At 61.4% G+C, this 19,124-nt stretch carries 2 protein-coding genes; both read right to left on the bottom strand.

Translation table 11 applies throughout. The features are described from left to right. Window positions 1-66: 66 nt before the first annotated feature. Complete coding sequence (locus TBK1r_RS33930; protein ID WP_419580664.1) at window positions 67-2,619, bottom strand: dockerin type I domain-containing protein; 2,553 nt, start codon at window positions 2,617-2,619, stop codon at window positions 67-69. A gap of 441 nt (window positions 2,620-3,060) precedes the next feature. Further along, the gene (locus tag TBK1r_RS33925) at window positions 3,061-18,870 is read right to left on the bottom strand and encodes a GEVED domain-containing protein (protein WP_145220134.1); all 15,810 of its coding nucleotides are present in this window, start codon (window positions 18,868-18,870) and stop codon (window positions 3,061-3,063) included. Window positions 18,871-19,124: the final 254 nt, after the last annotated feature.

The following is a 19,124-nucleotide window of genomic DNA, read 5'->3' as shown; positions in this document are numbered from 1 at the left end:
GGGAATTGGGCCAATCCGCTCGGCGGTTTAGATCGCGGCCGCGCCGCAAAGTTCCAGTAAATCCGATCAAAACAGTTGTTCCGGTGAAGGATGTACCGCGAAACCGCTCTCAATCTCGCCGTCTTGAAGCAAAAAACCCAACAAAGGACGCTCAAAACCCGTGTTTGCCCCGGTTTTCACGAGCCAGTGAACATCCGCCCCGGTGGGTCTATCGGATGGCAGCTTGCTGAGACTTTGGTCGGAAGTCCGTTGGCCCGCACAGTTCAACATTTCCGGATCTTCACGATTTAGAGTGTTGTCCTGGTAGGAACCAAGTTGCGGATTCTCGGGGCTGAAAACCAGGTCGATGGCGGCCGTTGAGAGCGGTTGGACCGGCTGAGGCGATGGGGTTGGGTCGGTGGTTTGGTTTGCAGCGGAAATCGGGGGCGTCGTTGCCGAGATTTCAGAAAAAGATTCACCCTCACCGGCAATGCCCTGTTCGATCAAGTTAATCACCCGCAACGCATCAATCGCTGAGACACGTCCGTCGTTGTTGACGTCGATGTGAAAGTCGGACGTCTCGTCGGCCGTCAGGACGCGATTGCCCAGCCGTGCCAGGTCGTTGATGACCGCGAGAGCGTCGCGAGCGGTGATTTGTTGATCTCCATTGACGTCGCCCGGCAGCGAGCGGTTGTAGCGTGGGCTGTCGACTCGCTGGGCTGCGATCGCCAGCGGCGCGATCGTTCCGGCGGAGATTTGAAAGACGACCGGTTCAGACGGGAACTGGTAAATCAAGTTCGGCGTGACGATCTCGACGGAGTAGTCGCCGTCGGGTAGCCCGTCGACGGAGAAGGCGCCGTTGTCATCGGCCGAGACCAGCGCGGCCTGTCCGACCTGGATGCCGGAAATCAAGATTTCGGTTTCCGCGTGTCCGGACACGACGACACGCGCGATTCGTCCCAGGGAGTCTTCGATGACCAGTGTGTCGCTGCTGCCGGCCGGCACCAGGGGACTGGTGATCCGATCGATGCGATTGCCTTGGGAGTCATAGGCCTCGACACGAGCGTAGCTGCCGCTTTCGAGTCCGTAGCTGCCGGTGTCCAGTGCCGTGAAATCGATTTCCACCCGCCCGGTCGACCCGGCGAAGGCGACTTGCAGCCGATTGGCCGTGTTCCAGGTGTCGGTCCATTGATCGGTCTGGGTGTTGTAATAGTGCAGGACCCGGCCGGCTTGTTGGTCGGTGCCGGATGCCAAGGTTGCCACACGACCGTCGACGTCAGCGCCCAGGCTGGTCAGCGTCAATCCGCTGACGGGGGTGGCGACTCCGTCGGGCGAATTCGCCGCCTGGAACGAGCGGTTGAACAGTTCGGTCCCATCGTCGCGACGCACCGTGAACTGGGTGCCGTCGATCAAGGGCTCGTCGAAGTCGCGTTGTCCGTTTTGGTTTTGGTCGACATAGGCGAAACCGCCGCCGATCCCAGACCAGACCGGTGTCAGCATGTCACCCTGAAGCACTTCGCTGGTGATCCCGGTGTGGGTATCGATGGCCCGCCAGGCGATCTGGTTGAAGGGGCTGGAAACCTCGATTTCCAGATCGAATTCGACGTGTGTCGCATCGGGCGTGATGGCGGTCTGCCAGGGGCCGTCATCGAGCCGGTATTGCAATTCGCTGATGCGGGCGAGCGTGATGTCGCTCTGCGTGCCTTCGGAGTTTTGGTTGGCCAGGGTATCGACGGTCGCGGAGCCGCGGATCGAATAGACATCCGAGTGGACATCCAACGAACCGATCGCGTCCAAGTTCAATGGCACGTCGACGAGATCAAAAATGCCGTCACCGTCGCTGTCGCGCCAGCCGATCATGGCCAGCGTGGATTCCGGGGAAACCAAGTTGTCATGCGCCCGCACGGTGACCACGCCGCCCCGCATGATGCTGTCTTGTTGCACGAATCCCGGCGTCGGGTTGTCCGATGCGTTCAAGTTCTGTGCGTTGTAATAGCCCCGTTGGTCGGTCCAGTTGCCGGCTCCCGGGTATTCGTCTCGGGCCCAGAAAATGTGCCCCATTTCGTGGGTGAACGTGGAAACCGGACGCCCCGAGGGGACCACCATGAACAGACCGCCGGGATAGGCAAACGCGCCGATAAACCCGCCGTTTTCGAAAAACCCGTTTTCGTCGTCCGAGGAATCGACGACGAACATGGTGAAGGCCCAATCGGTTTGATGGGTTTGCCGTTGGGAGTCGTTGAACAAGGACACCGCCCGTTCAATCGAGGGGGCATCGCCGTAGCCCAGATCGGTCAGCCAGCCGCCGACGTAGCGTTTGAACGTGTTGCTGTCATTGTCGATCGGTTCGTAACCGGTTTCGACGGGATCGCGGGCGTAGCGATCGTCGATGATGAAATCCAGCGAGTGAACCGACGTCTGCGTCGCCAGCAAGTCGCTCCACCAGTCCACGCTGTCGCGAATCTTGGCCAGCGTGTCTTCGATCTCCGTTTCGGACCAGTTTTGGGTTTCGGGATCGATCGACCCATCGCTTTCAAAGAAAACGGGCGTCACAGTGACGGTGCCGAGCAGAAATTCACCGTTGTCGATCGGAGTGGCGCCGAATGGCACGTCGCCGGCCAGCAACCGACGGTCTTCCACTTTTTGGAAACCGAGGCGCCGTCGGCGGGGTCGTCTCGTCGTTGCTCGGTTCATCGGCGATTAAAAACTCGCTCCGGGAGCGCCAGGCTCCGGAGTCTTGATTTGATGGTGGGGGGCGTCATCCCACGTTGGTGCGTCGGATTGCGAAGACCCTGTCGAGGGCGAAGACCCTGTCGAGGATAAGGGACGCAACCAAAAAACGAACCGCTGCGGATTTCGAACCCATCCTAGTTGGCGGCCCCGAGTCGTGCGGGGACGCTCTCCATCATCGGATGACTTGCCCGCGGATCCAATCGCAGGCTGACCGTTGTATCGGCTGGACGGGCTGCAACGCGCCCGTGAAAGTTCGGGATTCGGCGATGCCAGCGGCGCCGCCGGCATCCCAAATTTTCCCTTTCACCGACCGTTGGACGCGGCCAGCGGGCGAAAAGTTCAACTCATTCACAGCGAAGCGAAGAAAAGGTCCAAACCGTTCTCGTCTCCCGAGGTTTCGTCACCCGATTGAATCCGATCGGCAACCAGGTCATCGACGATCGAATCGAGCTCGATCGACGCCGGAGAGTCGAAGACACTGGTCTTGCTGGGCTGCTGGGCGACGTTGGCCGACTCGGCGGGGCCGGATTCGGCGTCGGCATCGGAAGCCCCGGTCGTCGCGGGCTGCACCGTGTCGGTGACGCTTTGCTGGATCAGCAGATCCCCCAAAGCGGTCGGCCCGCTGGCCAGCACACCGGGTGCGGCGGCCACATAGCTCATCGTGGTCGCTTCGCCTTCGCCGCTGGCTCCGGAAACGAGTCGGCCGAGTTCGGTGATGACGTCGTTGGCGTCCCTCGGGGACAGCAATCCGTCACCGTTGACATCGGGGAACTGGGGATTCGTCACCGGGGTGGTTTGCAGATCCACAAAGCCGGTGTTGGCGGCCAGGCGGGCGATCGCGTTGATGACGTTCAAGGCATCCAGCGGAGTGACTGCGCCGCTGTTGTTGACGTCATAGCGTCCGACCGGGTTTTGGTACGGATTGTTGGTCACGAAGATGGCGTAATCTTCGACTTCACCGCTGGTCGCATTTCCGGTCGGTCCGGTCGTCGGCGACTCGCTGATGCGGAATCGGACGTACGTTTGCCCGATCGCCGCGTCGGCGGGGACATCGATCGTGACCGTGGTCAAGACGTTGTTGAAGACCGGGGTGAGGTTCGTTCCGGGCGTTCCGAATCGACGTCGCTCTTGGACTTCGAATTGGCCGTCTTGGTCCCAGTCGAACCAGGCGTCCACGTAGACCGGTTTGTCGCTGAGCAGTCCCGCGTCGGTGTTGCGGACGAAAATGCTGATGTTGCTTTCGAAACCGGACTGGAAAGCCGACGGCAGCGTCACACCATCGTCACCGGCATCGGCGTTAGGCAATTCGGCGTCCGAATCGGCGGTGTTGATCTGTCCCAGGCTGAGTGTGGGATCGACACGGTGCCGGGGACCGCCATCGGCCATCGTGCTGATGTACGGCGCGGGGGCGTCACCGTAATCGAATCCGGTTCCGATAAAGATGGTCAATTCCGTCCGTCCGTCGGCCTGGTTGCTTTGCAGCAGGTTGCCGACTTGGTCCTGGACCACGACGACGTCGACGGCGCCGAAGCCGGACACGCCGCCGGTGCCTTCGAGGAACACGCGGACGTCGACCAGCGAGGTGCTGATACCGGCCAGATTCTGGGCGTCGATCGTGGCTTGGATGATTTTGACGATCTCTTCGGCCGGCTGATCGATCGGGATGTTGATCGGGACCGTCGGAGCTTCACCGGGCAAGCCGATTTGGGTGGCGTTGGAGTTCGTCAAGTCGATCGAGTAGTTGCTGTCACCACCCAAGAAGATCCGTCCGAATCCGGCGTTGGTCGGTGCCAGTCCCAGTCCCGATCCGCCGATCGCGATCACCAATGCGTTGATGACCTGATCCAGCGAAGCGTTGTTGGCCAAGGGCACTGCCGTCGCAGTGGGGTCGTTGAGCAAACCGTTGTTGTCGAATTCAAAGACGACTTGGTTGACCGCACCGAGACGGACGGTGATCGATTGTCCGTCGACGACATTGGCGACGTTGCTGTTGTTGATCGACGGGATTTGGAATCCGAAGCCTGTCGCGGTGCCGATGCGGCCTGCGATTTGAACGAAGCCGCTGGTGCTGGTCGCGGTCGACAACGGGGTGCCGCCGACCAGTTGGACGGTTTCGCCGGAGGCTCGTGCGGTGAAGCTGAGCACCGGATCCGCGTTGATCGCCGCCGCCAGAGCGGTGGCGAAGTCGGCGGTGACGCCGGCGGCCGGGATCGTCACGCCGGTCGAAATCGGGCTCACCGCACCGTTGACGTCCAGTTCGAAGGAACGCGTGACCGAACCGTCGTAAACGAACACCGTCAAGCCGTCGGCGGCAACCGGCGTCAATCCGGGCAACAGGTCGATGATGATGCCGGAGTCGTATTCAAACACCGTGCGTTGATTGAGTTCGTCGATGACCGAAACGGTTTCGCCGTCGGGGTAGACGACGCCGTCGGCGGCGCGGATGATCGCATCGCTGCTGTCGATCATTCGAATCACATACGTCGAATCGTCTTCCCAGACACCGGCGATCGGCGTCAGCCGAATGATGTTGGTGCTGGGGTTGTAGGCGAATCGATAGTGGGTGCCTTCGACCAATGCCACGCCGTCTTTGAGCAGTACCAGTGAACTGGTGGAGATCGATCGATCGTCGATCCCGGTGCCGGGCACAATGTCCGCCGGTGCGATGCCATCGATCAGCTGAATTTCGAACGCTTGCGGTGCGGCACCGAGCACGGTGGCGCGTCCGGCGTCGAGTCCGATTCCGGGGGCCAGCGGCGAGACCAGCGTCACGCGGGGGCCTTCCAGGTCGCCGCGGTCGAATCCGCCGCGATCCTTGAACACGTTTTCGCCGAGTCCGCTCGGGGGTTCCACGTTCGGATCGTCCACACGGAACTGACCGTTGACGTCCAGTCGCGGCGCGAGCACCGGCGAAGGATCGATGCCGACGGCGTTGCGGACCGTCGTCAAACTGAATCGATCGGGCAGCGAATCGATCGAGCTGTCGATGATGCGAGCGCCCGAAGCCGGTGAGAACGCAAAGTTGCCCGGATCGACGAAGACCGATTCGCTATCGGTCAAAACCTGGGCCAGGGTTCCCAGCGTGACATTCGTTCCGGTGTTGTTCGTGTTTCGATAGTACGAGTTACCACCGGACACGAAGCCGTCATTGCCTCCGGTCAATTCGATACCGGTTTCCGTATTGGAGATCACATTGTTGAGCACCGTCGGAGAGGAACCGCCGACGATGTTGATCCCGATCCCGCCTTGATTGAAGGTGTCCACCGGAACCGAACTGATGGCACCGACGGCATCGATGTCTGCTCCCAGCGAGCTGCCGGTCGTGTTGCCTTGACGCAGGTCGGTCAGTCGCACGAAGGCGAATCGGTCATTGGGGCCGAACCCGTGCCGGTCGATGTCCAGTTGGTTGGTCAAGCCACCGACGATCCCGACGTTGACAAAGTCGATTCCGTCACGGCTGATCTCGACGAGGACCGATTCGATTTCGCCGGTTTCAAAGACGACCAAATCGTTGGTCGCATCGCCGCTGCCGGTCAGGAAGTTGTCGACGAACTGCAGCGTTAGTGTGCCACCGAGTCCGAGCGAAACGGCGAACTGGCCGTCGATCGGCTCGAGTCCACGGCCGCTGCCGTCCGGGGCGCCCAACGCGGTGTTCGGCGTCTGGTGGGTCAGCGTGGGAGCACCGTTGCCCGCATTGGGTGAATAGTTGACCACGGCGTCGGCAAAGGAAATCTGGCCTTGTTCGAACAGAATCCCCGCGAAGGTTTCCGAGGGGGCACTGACGCCGGGCGTGATCGTTCCGCCGATGATCGTGTTGTTGACAATTCGCTCAATCGCGACCGGATCCAACGAGGTCTCGTCGAGGGCGTTGTCGATGCCTTGCAGATTGATGCCGCCGACGGTGTTGAAGGCGATGATGTTACTCTGCACGACGACGCCGGGGACCAATTGCTCGGTGTTCAGCTCGATCAGGTTTCTCGGATAGCGGACGATCGAATCGGTGTCGTTTCCTGCGACCGTCGCCGAGATGTCATGCTGGATGTTGATGCCGTATTCTTCGTTGAACAAGAAACGGCTGTTCTCGATCATGATCACGCCTTGAGCGTCGCGATCACGGTTGCTGTCGCCACGGAATTCGGCGCGATCGACCGCGGCGAGTGAACGCGTCGGGTCCGCGACGACGACGTTGCCGACGAGGTTGATTCGCGGATCGATTCGAGAGATTTGTTTGATACCCGGTTGGGCGACCACTTCACGTTCAAATCCGCTACTCGGGACCGCTTGCACGTCCAACACGCTGCGGACATCCGAGCGGTTGATCGCCGCGATGATCGACTTGGCCACTTCGGTCGCCGTTTGCGGACGGTCCAGCCCGGTGTCTTCATCGGGCACGGTCATCGAGAACGGAACGCGCACGCGGCCCGGTGTGACCGAGTTGTCCGAATCGAACTCGAACTCGACGACGGCGCGGCCGTCGGTGATCGAGAACATTTGCCCGTCCACAATCTCGGTCGCACTTTTCGCGGTGATCGAGATCGCCGAACCCAAGCGGTCGTTGCTGTTGAACGTGCGGAACTGGGACGACGACGCCGATTCGATGTACTCGCTGGCGTCGCGGATTTCGACTTGATACGAGCCGGTCACCAGGCTGCTGCGTGGATCATCGGGTTCGGGGAATGCAAAACGCGTGTCGGTGACAAACGCGGTGTCCAAGGGAGCATTGATGCCGCGAGGATCGCTGACCTGCTCACCGCGTTCGGCCAAACCGATGACAAAGTCGTCCAGGTAGACGCCTTCGAAATCGTTGTTACGCGAGCCGCCGACCGGCGAGCCGCCGTATTGGTCGGCGTATCGTTGCGCCGTGTTGGCGAACGGCCCGGCATCGGACACGCTGAATCCGGGCAGGGTGATGATCGCGTTGGACGTCGGAATGTAGTTGGGACCGGCCGCACCGACTGCGTTGGGCACGAAACGATCCAGGATCGCGGATTGAACCGCCACAGCGACTTCGCCGGCCGACATCGCTGCGCGGACGTCGATCAAGTTCGCCCCGCCCGCGGTGGTGTTCCGGATCGTGAACAAACTGGAACTGGAGCTCAAGTCGACCGCTTCACCGAACTCGACCGAGTTGCTGTCGACGACAAAGTCGTACAGAAGGAAGGTCGCCGGCGGCATCGCCGTGACGGCCGCTTCGATCAACGCTCCGATCTGCGACGGCGTCAAATCGGCAACCGTCATCGTCCCCGTCAATCCGGCGGTCAGATCGATCGAGATTTCATTGGGCGGTGAATTGGGATCGTTGGGATCCGACGGTGACGTGTCGACGGTGCGGGTGCCGTCGTTGAGCACGTAGGTTTGTCCATCGAGCACAAACGTCGCGCGGGTATTCGGATCGGCCGCGTACGCGTTGGCGACTTGTGCCCCCGCCGGCGCGATCAGCGTCGGTGGGAAATTGATGGTGAACGTTTCACCGCTGACGCGAATCGTTTGGCCTTCGACCAGATCCGAGGCGTCGACGGTACGAATCGAGGTCGATCCGGTATCCAATCGACCGGCGGTCGCGAATTCGATCCGCAGACTCAGGCCCGACTGTCCGGCGAACTCCGCCAACGGCACACGTGCCTGACGCCACGTCGGCGTGTTGTCAAAGAGTTGTTGCTTGTCAACATCGATCACGTCGTTATAGGGAGCGACGGGATCGGGGTCGTCGAATTCATCGTTCGCACCCGGGGCCGCATTGCGGAACGTGGTGTTGAGCGCGACGGCGTGTTCGGTCCCGTCGGGTTGGACGACGTAGACACGCAACGCGTCGGTGCTTCCGCCGCCGTCGGCTTCGATCAGGTAGTTGAAGTACAGGACCGGGACATCGCTCGGCGAGTAGTTCTCCAACGAGAACGGCTTGCTTTGAACCTGGCCCTTGGCACCGCCGGGGAAGTTGTAGGTGTTGTTGACACCTTGCCCGTCAATCCGCGCGGTGTTGGTCGGGTATTCCGCCTGACTGGCGTAGTTGTTCTGGAACGAGGTTTCGTAGGTGAACGCCAACGAGGTGCCGCCACCGTGCCCGGCATCACCGCCGCGTGCGCCGGTGTAGTGCCAGAGGTTGTAATCCAGGGTGCTGAAATCGAGACCTTCGGCGTTGGCGATACCGGTCGAGATACTCGAACGCCCGCCGGCGAAGTACGGCAGGAACTCGCCGGCCGTGTTGAACGCGTAGATGTCACCGTTGGGGGTGATCCCAAACAACACATTGGAATAGACGCCGCCGTCAACACTGTTGGGGCCGGCGCGAAGGCCGGTGAAGCCGCCGGGGACACGCAGCAGGTCGGTCGCGGTTTCGACGTAGGTCCCGATCTGACGGTTGCCGTTGAGGAACTGGTTGCCGCCGCCGGTCAGTTCGGCGTCGGTGACTCGGAACAGTCCGCCGGCATCGGTGACGGCGTACATGTCGTTGCCGACGATTTCGACACCGGTGATCGTTCCGCCTTGCGGCACGCCGCCGGCCACCAGATTGCCGCTGGCCCCGCCGATGAATCCGCCGCTGATGGTGACGCTACGGTTTTGTGCGACCGCACTGGCGTTGCCGCCGAGATTGTTGATCGCATCGGCGACCTTCTGAGCGACTTCGGCAGCCGAATCGGACAGCTCCAGTTGGATCGGCGTGCGTCCGACCTGTACGCCGGGGCTGCCGCCGCTGACGAGTGCCTGCGAATTCACAGTGATCGAGGTCGCGCCGGGGACGGAGAACGATTGGCCGACGACGGTGTGGGCGATGCCGTTGGCGGTCAAGGCGTCCACGATGGCATTGAGCACCTCGGTCGCACCGAAGGACTCGTCCACCGGGATCGCGATGTTGCCGGCCGCCACGCCATTGGCGCCGACGATCGACATGCCGGCTCCGTCAAACGTGAACGTCGCGTTATCGAGCGCCAGGTCCGTGTTCAACACGGTGGTCGTCACGCCGGACAGATTGTTCTGGATCGCGAGCGCCAAGTCATTGTTGATCTGGCCGGACGTGCGGGCTTGCCCACTGGCCAGACGGATGGAGATCGGGATGTTTCCCGGCCTCGGCGTGTCGCCTTGGTTGACGAATTCAAAGGTCGCACTGACGTTGCTGGAATCGGTCACCGTAAACGTTTGTCCGACATCCAGTCCGCCGTTGGCCGAAACGCCTGCCAGACGCAGACGCGGGCCGGTGTCAAATTCAAAGATGTTCGATCCGATCGTCATCGTATCGCCGTCTAGGGCCGGCGATCCGGTCACGGCCACGTTGCCGGCGATGTTGATTTCGAAGGACGTCGTTGTGGTGCCGCTGATCAGCGTGAACGTATCGCCGTCGAAGAGCTGTTGTTGCAGCAAACCACTGCCGACCACTTCGACCACGTCGGGAACACCCAGCTGAGTCGAGAACGCCGTCGCGGGGGCGGTCGTGTCGATCTGGCCGATTTCACGCGGGATCGTTCCCGCACCGGAGTTGAACAGGAAACGGTTGAACGAGGGGCCGACCGCCAGACCCGTTTGCGGGCTGAATTCCCACAACACGTTGTCGCGATACTGCAATCCCGACGCACCGTTGAACGTCGGACGGCTGCCGACGAACAAGCCGCGTTCGACGTTCTTGTATTCGCGGATCGAGATGGCTTCGACAAAGATCCCTTCGTCGGAAACACCGTCCAAAATCTGTTGTGAATTGACTTCGAACAGAATATCGCCGTACGTCGTGATCCCGGCCCCGGCACTGAGTTGATTCAGCGCCGCGGTTCCCGTATCGATTTGAACGTAGAACCAGGTGCTGTCGCTACGGACCCGGTTGCCGAATCCGGTGTACGCGAACAGTTCGCCGTTGCTGCGGAACGCCACGTCGTAGATGTCTTCGTTGCCGAAGGTGCCGACTTGGCCGTAGTCTTGTCCGGTGAAGGGGTTGACGACGTGCAGACCGGAATTCGTGTTGACGTACAGGACGACGTCGTCGAGCGAATACGGGACGATCGAGGTTTCATCGAACAGCACGCGGTCGTTCATGTCGTCTTGGGCAATCCGATCGATCGCATCAATCGGAGCCAAGCGGACCAGCGGGTTGTTGCTGGCCGGATTGAAGAACTGGTCCATCGCGATCGGGACTTGCGTCTGATTGGCGATCGCGACGTAATAGGTGCCTTCGATCAATTCGACGCTGCCCAAGAACGGATCCTGGACGCCGGCGCCGCCGCGACTGAGATCATCGCTGCTGTTGTTGGAACTGGACGCCGGCAGGTCGTTGGCGATGTTGCTGTCGGTGGCGGTGTAGATCAAATCGCCCTGCGCGTTGAACACGTACAACGCCATGTCGCTACGGGCAAAGTTGGACGCGTAGTCCAAGTCGATCACCGTGGACAGGTACAGCGGATCACCATCGCGGGTCAGGTTTTCGTATTGGATGTCGAACGAATACCAATCCACGTCGGTGGCCGAGTCGATGACGCCGGCAAAGGATTTGGCCAGTCGATCGCTCTGCAGCGGGCCGGCTTCGATGCCCACATCGGCCGTGGTGCCGTAGTAGCCCAGTCGCTGAGCTTCGGAGGCCATTTCGTTGCTGGCCGTCGTCTCGGCTTCTTCGCCGGTCAACGGTGAGTGCAGCGGTTGGCCGATGATTTGCACGCCGTTGGTCGCGTAACGGACGTCGGTCAATCGGATCTGTGTACCGGCGCTTTCGTCGGTCTCACCCAGACGGATTTGCATCGAGTAGCGGCCTTGGGTCAGCCCGCCGAGAACGTTTCCGTTGACCAGGGTGTTCAGGTCGCTGCCGTCACGCGTGTTGCTGCTGCGCACCCGCACGTGATACTGGTTCAGCGTGCCGGATTCGCCCGGGAGACGAATCCGCATCCCGGCGTCTTTGGCGTTGTAGGAATACGTGTCTTGCAGGACCGAATCCAAGATGTCGGTTTCAAAGCCGAGACTGCCGATCGCCGGGAAAATCGGGTTGGCGGTTCCGATGATCTCGGGGACTTCCAGGGCCGTGAAGAAAGCGGCGTCGAAGCGGACTTCGATGACGAAGTCACCCGTGGCGGATCGAGGGAGCAACTGCGTGGTGACGAATCCGAGTTCGCTTTGGAATGCGCCGTTGAGCGCCGCTGCGATCGAACCGGCGGGATTGGCGTTGAAGTCCGCCGCGTCGACATTGATCGTCGTTCCCGGGGCACTTGCCAGTCCGAAGGTCAGGTTTCCGCTGGTGGCGTTGACGATGTCGTAATCGACCGTGATCCGTTGGACGGGAATGCGTTCTTCGTTGACCGTCAGCGGTTGGGCCGCATCGCTGTCCAAACGTGGCGAAACGTAGATGCCGGTCGCGACGTCGCGTTCGGCCAACAGCGAGTCGTTCGACGCGGCCAGGATGTCGCCGTTGAAATCGATCAGCTCGATTACCGTATCGAGTCCGCTGCTGGTGCGGTCGATGTCCAACCAGACTTCCGTGTTGCTTTCGGCGATGAAGGTGTAAACGTCGACATCGTTGCGGGTGGTGATCGCACCGTCGACGATGAATCCGAGTCGACGGTTCTCGTCGCCGGACTGTTCATCGGGGGCAAGTTGACCGAGGAACTGAGCTTGTCCCGGGAAGGAATTGGTGTCGAACACGGTCGTTCGCACCGGTTCTTGTTCGGCCACGGCGGCGACGTTGCGATCATCGGCACCTTCGCGGATCGTCACGCCGTTCCACTGGCCGGCTTGGACCGCGTTGGGGGATTGCGCGACGGTCGGGTCAGACGCCAGCAGTTCCAAGAAGCTGGTCACACGGGCGCTCGACGCGTTGGAATCGAGGACCCAGGAGTGGGCCGTGGTGATGTCGTTGGGGCCGAAGGTCGTGCCGAAGATCGGGTCGTTGCCTTGCGGCAAGTCATTCAAGTCGATCACGCCGGGGATCGAGTAGGTTTGCGTGCCGGCGGTGATTTGGGCTCGCAGTTCGGCGAACCGGTCGGCCGCCCAGCCTTCATAGGTCGCACCCAGTTGATTGACGCCGTCGTTGGTGTAGAAGCCTCCATGGGAGAACCCGATCCGCAGCGGACCGTCGACGGTGTAGACGCGGAAATCGGCTTGCCCGGGCGTTCCCACGGTGTACAGCACGTCGTCCGAAATCCCTTGGACGTCCTCGTCCAAGTAACTGACCACTCGAATGTCACCCAACGGTGAGCCGGATTGCAGGTCCAGCGTGGAGAACAACGTCGGCAATCCGTTGATGAAAAAGCTGGTCGCGACCCAGTTGACGTCTCCATTGGGGCCGGTGTAGGTGCCCCGGCTTTCGACGCGGTCGTTCGCGATCAGGGTCGCGGGTTGCGTGATCGTGGTCGCCGACAGCGCGGTGGTGTTGCCGCCGCTGGTCAGGTAGGTGCTGTACTGGAAGACGAAGTCTTGGTTGAGCAGTTGTTGGCCGGTGGGCGTTTCGACCGTGGTGGCGCTGGAAACCACTTCGTTGGCGTCTCCGATCGTTGCGGTGAACGACCCGGTGATGGTCGCCGCGACGTCGTTGTCGATCGTCGTGCCCAAGTTGACTTCGGGGCCGGTTGGAAGCGTTCCGACCAGTGCGCCGCCGGTTCCCGTGCCGGTGTTATTGTCGTCACCGGTGATGACGCCGCTGATCACGCCGTCGTTGTCGGTGTCGACTTGTGCGAAGCCGTCGATGGTGAACCCGGCGCCCGAGAAGTCATCGGACAAGGCGGTCATGATGACGGGGAAATCGGGGTGGCCGATCAATTGCAGCGATCCGCCGATGCGATCGGCGATGTCACGGAATTCATCCGCGGCGGTCAGCAACGATCCGCCGACGACGATTCCGGCCGGATTGGTTTGCTCTTCGCCGGCCTGGGTCTGCAGCTTGACGACCAGTGATCCGCGGGCATCACTGATCAGCCGCAAACCGCCGTAGATGTGTTTGTTGGGGATTTCGATGGTGTCGGTGACGACGTGCACGATGTCGACGTCGTCCCACACACCTTCGGTGACCAGTTGGCCGCCGCGAACGGCCAAGCCGTTGATCGCGTTGCGCGTGATGGAGTTGTCTTCGATCAGCGGTCCGCTGTTGCCGATGATGTCAAACTTGTCGATCGATCCGATCGAGCGCCCGCTGTCAAAGACCTCCAACGCGTTGAGCGAGTTGACGTCGATCGAGATCGCCGCGGCTTCGTTATCGATGAAGTCGTTGTCGACGATGATCGGGGTGGCCGCGCGAACGAACACGGCTCCCGATGCGTTGTCGCTGCGTCCCACGCGGGTGCCGTTGAGTGAGCCACGGCCGTCGGCGCTCTGCTCGATCCGGCTGTTGGTCAGACGCAGTTCGCCCTGATGGACTTCGATCGCGTTGAACGACGCAAAGCCACCTTCGATGCGGGTCGTTCCGCCGCCGCCGGCGATCACGGCATTGTCGATGCTGGCCGAGGAGCCATGGCCGATGTACAGTCCGCCCCAATCGCCGGGCGCGATTTCCGCAGCGTTGCCACGGTCATTGGTGTCAAAGGTGCCGCCGCCGCCGTAGCGTTGGTCTTCCAAACTGGTGATCACCACCGGGTTGCCGGAGGTGCCTTCGGCAATCAGGTTGGCGCCAAAGCGGGCCTCGATCCGCGCCGAGTCGACTTTCACGACGGTCGACGGATCGATCACCAGACTGGCGTCCAGACGGCTGCGGAGCGGGCTGGACGTGACCTGCATTTCCGCCCCACCGTTGGCCAAACGATCGGTGAACGACGTGCTGCTGGCGTTGAGCTGGGCGACCAGTTCGAAGGGTCCGGGGACGCCGCCCACCACGGTCGCACGGTACAAACGCCGCGCCACGGTCGCGCTGCCGGGTTCGACCGTCGGCAGTTGTTGCAGACGGATTCCGCCGGTGCTGGTCGTCGTGATCGAAACCGTCGCATCGCTGGCGGCCGACTCCAAATTGGCGTCGGTCACGTTGGTCAATCGGTAAACGTAAGTGCCCGCCGGGACGGCGCCGTCGGTCGGCCGGGCCGACAATCGGATCAGGAACGACGACGGGGCGCCGGACTGCAGGATCGGGCCGCCGGGTGTGCCGGCGATGACCAGGTTTTCAGTCAGCACGTGCGTGATGTCGCTGTCGTCAAAACGCGTGCTGGTGGTGACCGATTCGAGTGTCGATCCGCTCCGCGTCCGCAGACGAACGAACAGACCGTTGATGCTGTTGTCGATCACGGTGTTGCCGTGGATCTCCGGTCCGACACGGGTGTAATCGGGCGTGAACGGTCCGGATTGTTGGTACTTGGGATCGGTGAATCGATCTTCGCGGAAGGTGTCCGGGGTCGCGGCGATCGCAGCGTCGGCGCTGTTGCTGATCGTCGAGTTGATGATCGTCGGACGCGTGATCGCCATGTCGATCGGTGAGACGACGACGCTGCGGCCGCCGATCGGCACGGCGCTACCGCCGTAGCGAATGTCCGCGTATTGAATATGGTTGTTGAAGATCCCTTGGTCTTCGGGATTGATCCGCAGCTCGTCGGCCGTGTCGAGATCCCCACGGAAATCGATGCCGCCCCAATCGCCCGGTTGCGCCGCCGGCAAGACGCCGATCTGGTTCCCGGTGCCGATCGAATCGTCATTGATACTGGTGAAAAAGACGCTGCCCGGGACGATCGCGCCGGACTCATTGCGGGCCGGCAAACCCGTGCTGGTGACGAGCGTCGGCGTTCCGAGCACTTGCAGGTTCGCACCGCTCAAATCGATCGTCGGCGCGACGCTGCCGACGCCCAACCGGGTGTTGCTGAACTTTAGGATCGCGCCGGCGTCGACCATCATCTGAATGCCCGCGGGCAGATTCAAACTGGTGCCGTCTTCCAGTGCCAATCCGCTGTCATTGACGCCGATGTTGTAGCTGAAGTTGTCGCCCGCGGTGTGCACCAATCCGTCACGACCGCCGTTGCCGAGCACGCGGATGGTCAGGTCCAAGTCGGACAGGTAACGGGTGATCGAGTCGGCCCGCTGGATGTCGTTCAGATTGCCCGACAGACGCAACTGGTTCAGTTCGGTCAGGGTGCCGTTGAAGGCCTTTTGTTTCAGGATCGACATGCGGCTGGCGTCGGCAACCGCCAGATCGATTTCATCGTAAGCGTTGTTGACATAGCCGATCGTCCGCGTCTGGAAGGCTTCGATGAAGGCCAGGTCACCCAGGCTCGACGGCAGGAACCCGCTGGCCTGACGCAGCGTCACGTTCCCCTTGTCGACGTAAAGCGTTTCGGAGGGATCGGACGGTTTGAACCAGTAGTTGAACGTTCCGCCGGGTGTGCCGTCGGCGTCACCGTCGAGCGGGATGCCGGTGTTGTCGACCATCGTGCTGACGGCCGAGGGTGTGAAATCCACACGCAGCTCGTAGCTGCCTTGGCTGGTGCCGCCGAAGCCGGTGCCCGGAATCACGGGATCGTAGGTGTCGTTGCCCTTGGCGCTGACACCGATCATGTAGTTGCCGGGATTGACGTTGTCGATTCGGATCAACGAATCGTTGCTGAAGTAGTCGTCGTTCTGAGCGATCTCGACGAACTGTCCGTTGGCGTCTTCGACGTACAGTCGCAGCTGGGTGTCCAACAGGCTGGGGGTGCCCAGTCGCTCGGCGATGGTTTCGATCGCGATCGATCCGGTCTGGTCGACCTGGAAGCGATACATGTCGATGTCGGTGCTGTCCGGGCGATACAGATACTGGCCGTGGACGATGTCCGCGTAACTGGGGAATGCCGGCTCGTTGTCCGTCCCCGGTTGGAAAATAAAGTCGGTGCTTTGGGTGACCGGTTGCGGCAGGTCGTCGGCATAGCCGTAGCCGAGCAACTGGCCGACGCCGAACATTGCCCCGCGGAAGAACTCGCCGCCGAATTGATCATCGATCGACTCGTCAAAGTCTTGGAAGTCCATCACGACTAGGTCATCGACACCGTCACCGTCGCGATCACGCGTGACCACGGCCAGGCCGCCTTGGGCGCTGGCTTCGCGTTCGTCACCACCGTACAAGTCACCGACGACGATCGAAAAACCACCGATGTCGGCGGGGTCGCGATCGGAAACTTCGACAAACGCGACACCCAGGTACTCGCTGTAGAGCGACATCACCTCGCGGACGCGTTGTTTTTGTTCTTCGCTGATGATGTTGAAATAATTGGTGTCCGCGGTGATCCCCGGACGATTGGGGTCGTCGCCCAACCAACTGGCGACGAAGTCGTATTCGATCGTCGTGATCCCATCGACCGTGTCGGCGAATTGACGGACGTAATCCAACGGCACCACGCGATCGAGTCGCGAGGGGTCTTCGGCTCGGATCACCCGCGTGCCCGGGACGTCGGGACCGGGCAGGTCCAATTCGAACGGTGTCTCATTGCGGATCTCGCTGACCAGCGTCGCCGAACGCGTCGTCGTCGCGCCGCTCAGACTCCACGTCGTGTTCAAGTCGTACGCGGTCAGGAAGCTGTCGCCGGCGCCGTCGGGGGCACCCGGGGTGCCGATCGGCAGCGTGATCTCTTGGGGCGCCATCGGCAAGTTTTCTGCCGTTCCGACCCGCAGCCGCGCGTTTCCGGTCAGCAATTGCCCAGGGGTTTCCGGATCCGGAATTCGAGAGAGTGCCCGCTTGTAGTCCAGCGTGGCAATGTTCGTGATGTTGCTGTACCGCACGGTGCCGGGCAAGGTGACCGTCCAGACATCGCCCACCTTGGTGTTCGTGATCGCACTGGCGGTGGGACTGATCCGCACGATCACGTCGTCGGTGTTGTCGACCGTGTCGCGGGTGAAGATCAGCTGATAAAAGTTGGGGTTCACGGCCGCCGACTGCAGCAGATCGTCGTCATTGAAGTGAACTTCGATCTTGCCGGATTCGGTTCCGAGGGTCCCGTTGGGTTGGCGACGGACCGGTTCGGGAACGACCGCGACCACCTGCGGTCCCAAGTTGATGTTGAACACCCGTGTCAAATCGGTGCCGTCCTGGAACGCTTCACCGTCTTCGCCACGCAGCGCAAAATTCCCGGTGCCCAGCACGTCGATCTGGTAGATGTCATCCGGCAGCGGTTCGGCAAATCGAAAAATCACTTCGCGTGATGAATCGCCCAACCCGACATACCCGGGTTCGACCACCACGTCACTGACACCGCTGAGATTGATCGGTGAATAGTTGACCGTTCGTTGGCCGATCGGCGTCGACCCGTTGCCTTCCTGAATGGTCGCCTGGATCAGAGCCGAGGCTTGCGGGTTGGAGTTGATCGCGTTGACAAACTCGTCGGCCGTCGTCGGATCGGCGGAGAAACTGTTGAGCTGGACGCGAATCGTTTGGTCGCTGACGACGACGACCGGATTGGCCGGCCCGCCGAAGTTGCGCTGTTCGACCACCAGGTTGGTGCCGCGGCCGTCCAAACCGGGCAGCTGTGAAATCAATCGCACTCGGACCGCGCCGTTGGTCCCAAAGTCGGTTACCGCTTGCGCGGCGTTAGCCCCGTCGAGTTCCAACGTTTTGTTTTGCACGCTGGCGGACGAAGCGATGCGCTGTCCCGATGCCCCGCTGATCTGGATCGCTTCGATCAGATCACCCGAACGCAACGGATCACTGGTGTTGGTTCTCAGATCGCGATTGATCGCCGAAACCAAGTCCCGTGCCAGCGTCCGCTGCAACGGATTGGTGTTGATGTCGATCGTGATCGTGCGGCCATTGGTCGTGATGATCGGTGCCGACGTGCCGACGCGATTGGTCTCGGTAAACTCCAGCGTGATCCCGTTGCCCAGGCTGCCCGATTGACGGGCGCGGAATTCGAACAACGCCGTGCCGCCGGTTCCCATGTCGCTTGTGACCGACGCCGATTCAAACGTCCGGTCCTCGCCCGCACGCGTGATGCGAATCGCATCCAAGGTGCTCTCGTCGATCCGCGTGTTGTCGTCGAATCGGAAGACCAACTCCTTGGGCGAAAAGTTCAACGTGTCGCCGTTGAACAACAGATCGCCCTCGTTGGGCTGAATCCCGATCAGCTCGGGACCGGCCAGCAATTGGCGCGTCTCCAAACTCTCCATGAGCGACCGGCGTTTCTCGTCGCGGCGCTTCTCGCTGCGGCGGTTACGGCCCGCACGAGGTGCAGCGGCCGGTGGCGTCGTACCATCGGAGTGCAACCCGGAGTTGCGGCTGAGATGGGTGCGAAGGGAATGCGATGGTTTGCGGAAGGTCATCCAGAGGCCTCGTCATTATGCCCGGGTTGCGGGCAGTCAGTCTGTTGGGGCAGCACTTGTGGGGTTGAGTCCGGCAACAACACGTCGGTTGTCGGAGTTGACCCGTCTTAGGTCAAAAGTTGCAAAATCGATAAGCTAGGGGATCTGCGCTGTTGCGCGGCGGTACCTGGCACGAAGTGTAATTAGGTCGTGTGGAACCGCAATGAAAAAGGCGTTTTTCACGGGGTTTGGGCTGTCTACCACGATTGTTACGA

Source organism: Stieleria magnilauensis (genome assembly GCA_007753675.1).
In the GTDB taxonomy this organism is placed as follows: domain Bacteria; phylum Planctomycetota; class Planctomycetia; order Pirellulales; family Pirellulaceae; genus Stieleria; species Stieleria magnilauensis.
Note: the sequence above shows the minus strand (reverse complement) of the source record. Positions and strands in the feature narration are given on the sequence as shown.

What these genes read in the sequence shown, in the direction of transcription:
- TBK1r_RS33925 (WP_145220134.1), bottom strand. Translation starts at nt 18,870, where the DNA reads ATGACCTTCCGCAAACCATCGCATTCCCTTCGCACCCATCTCAGCCGC.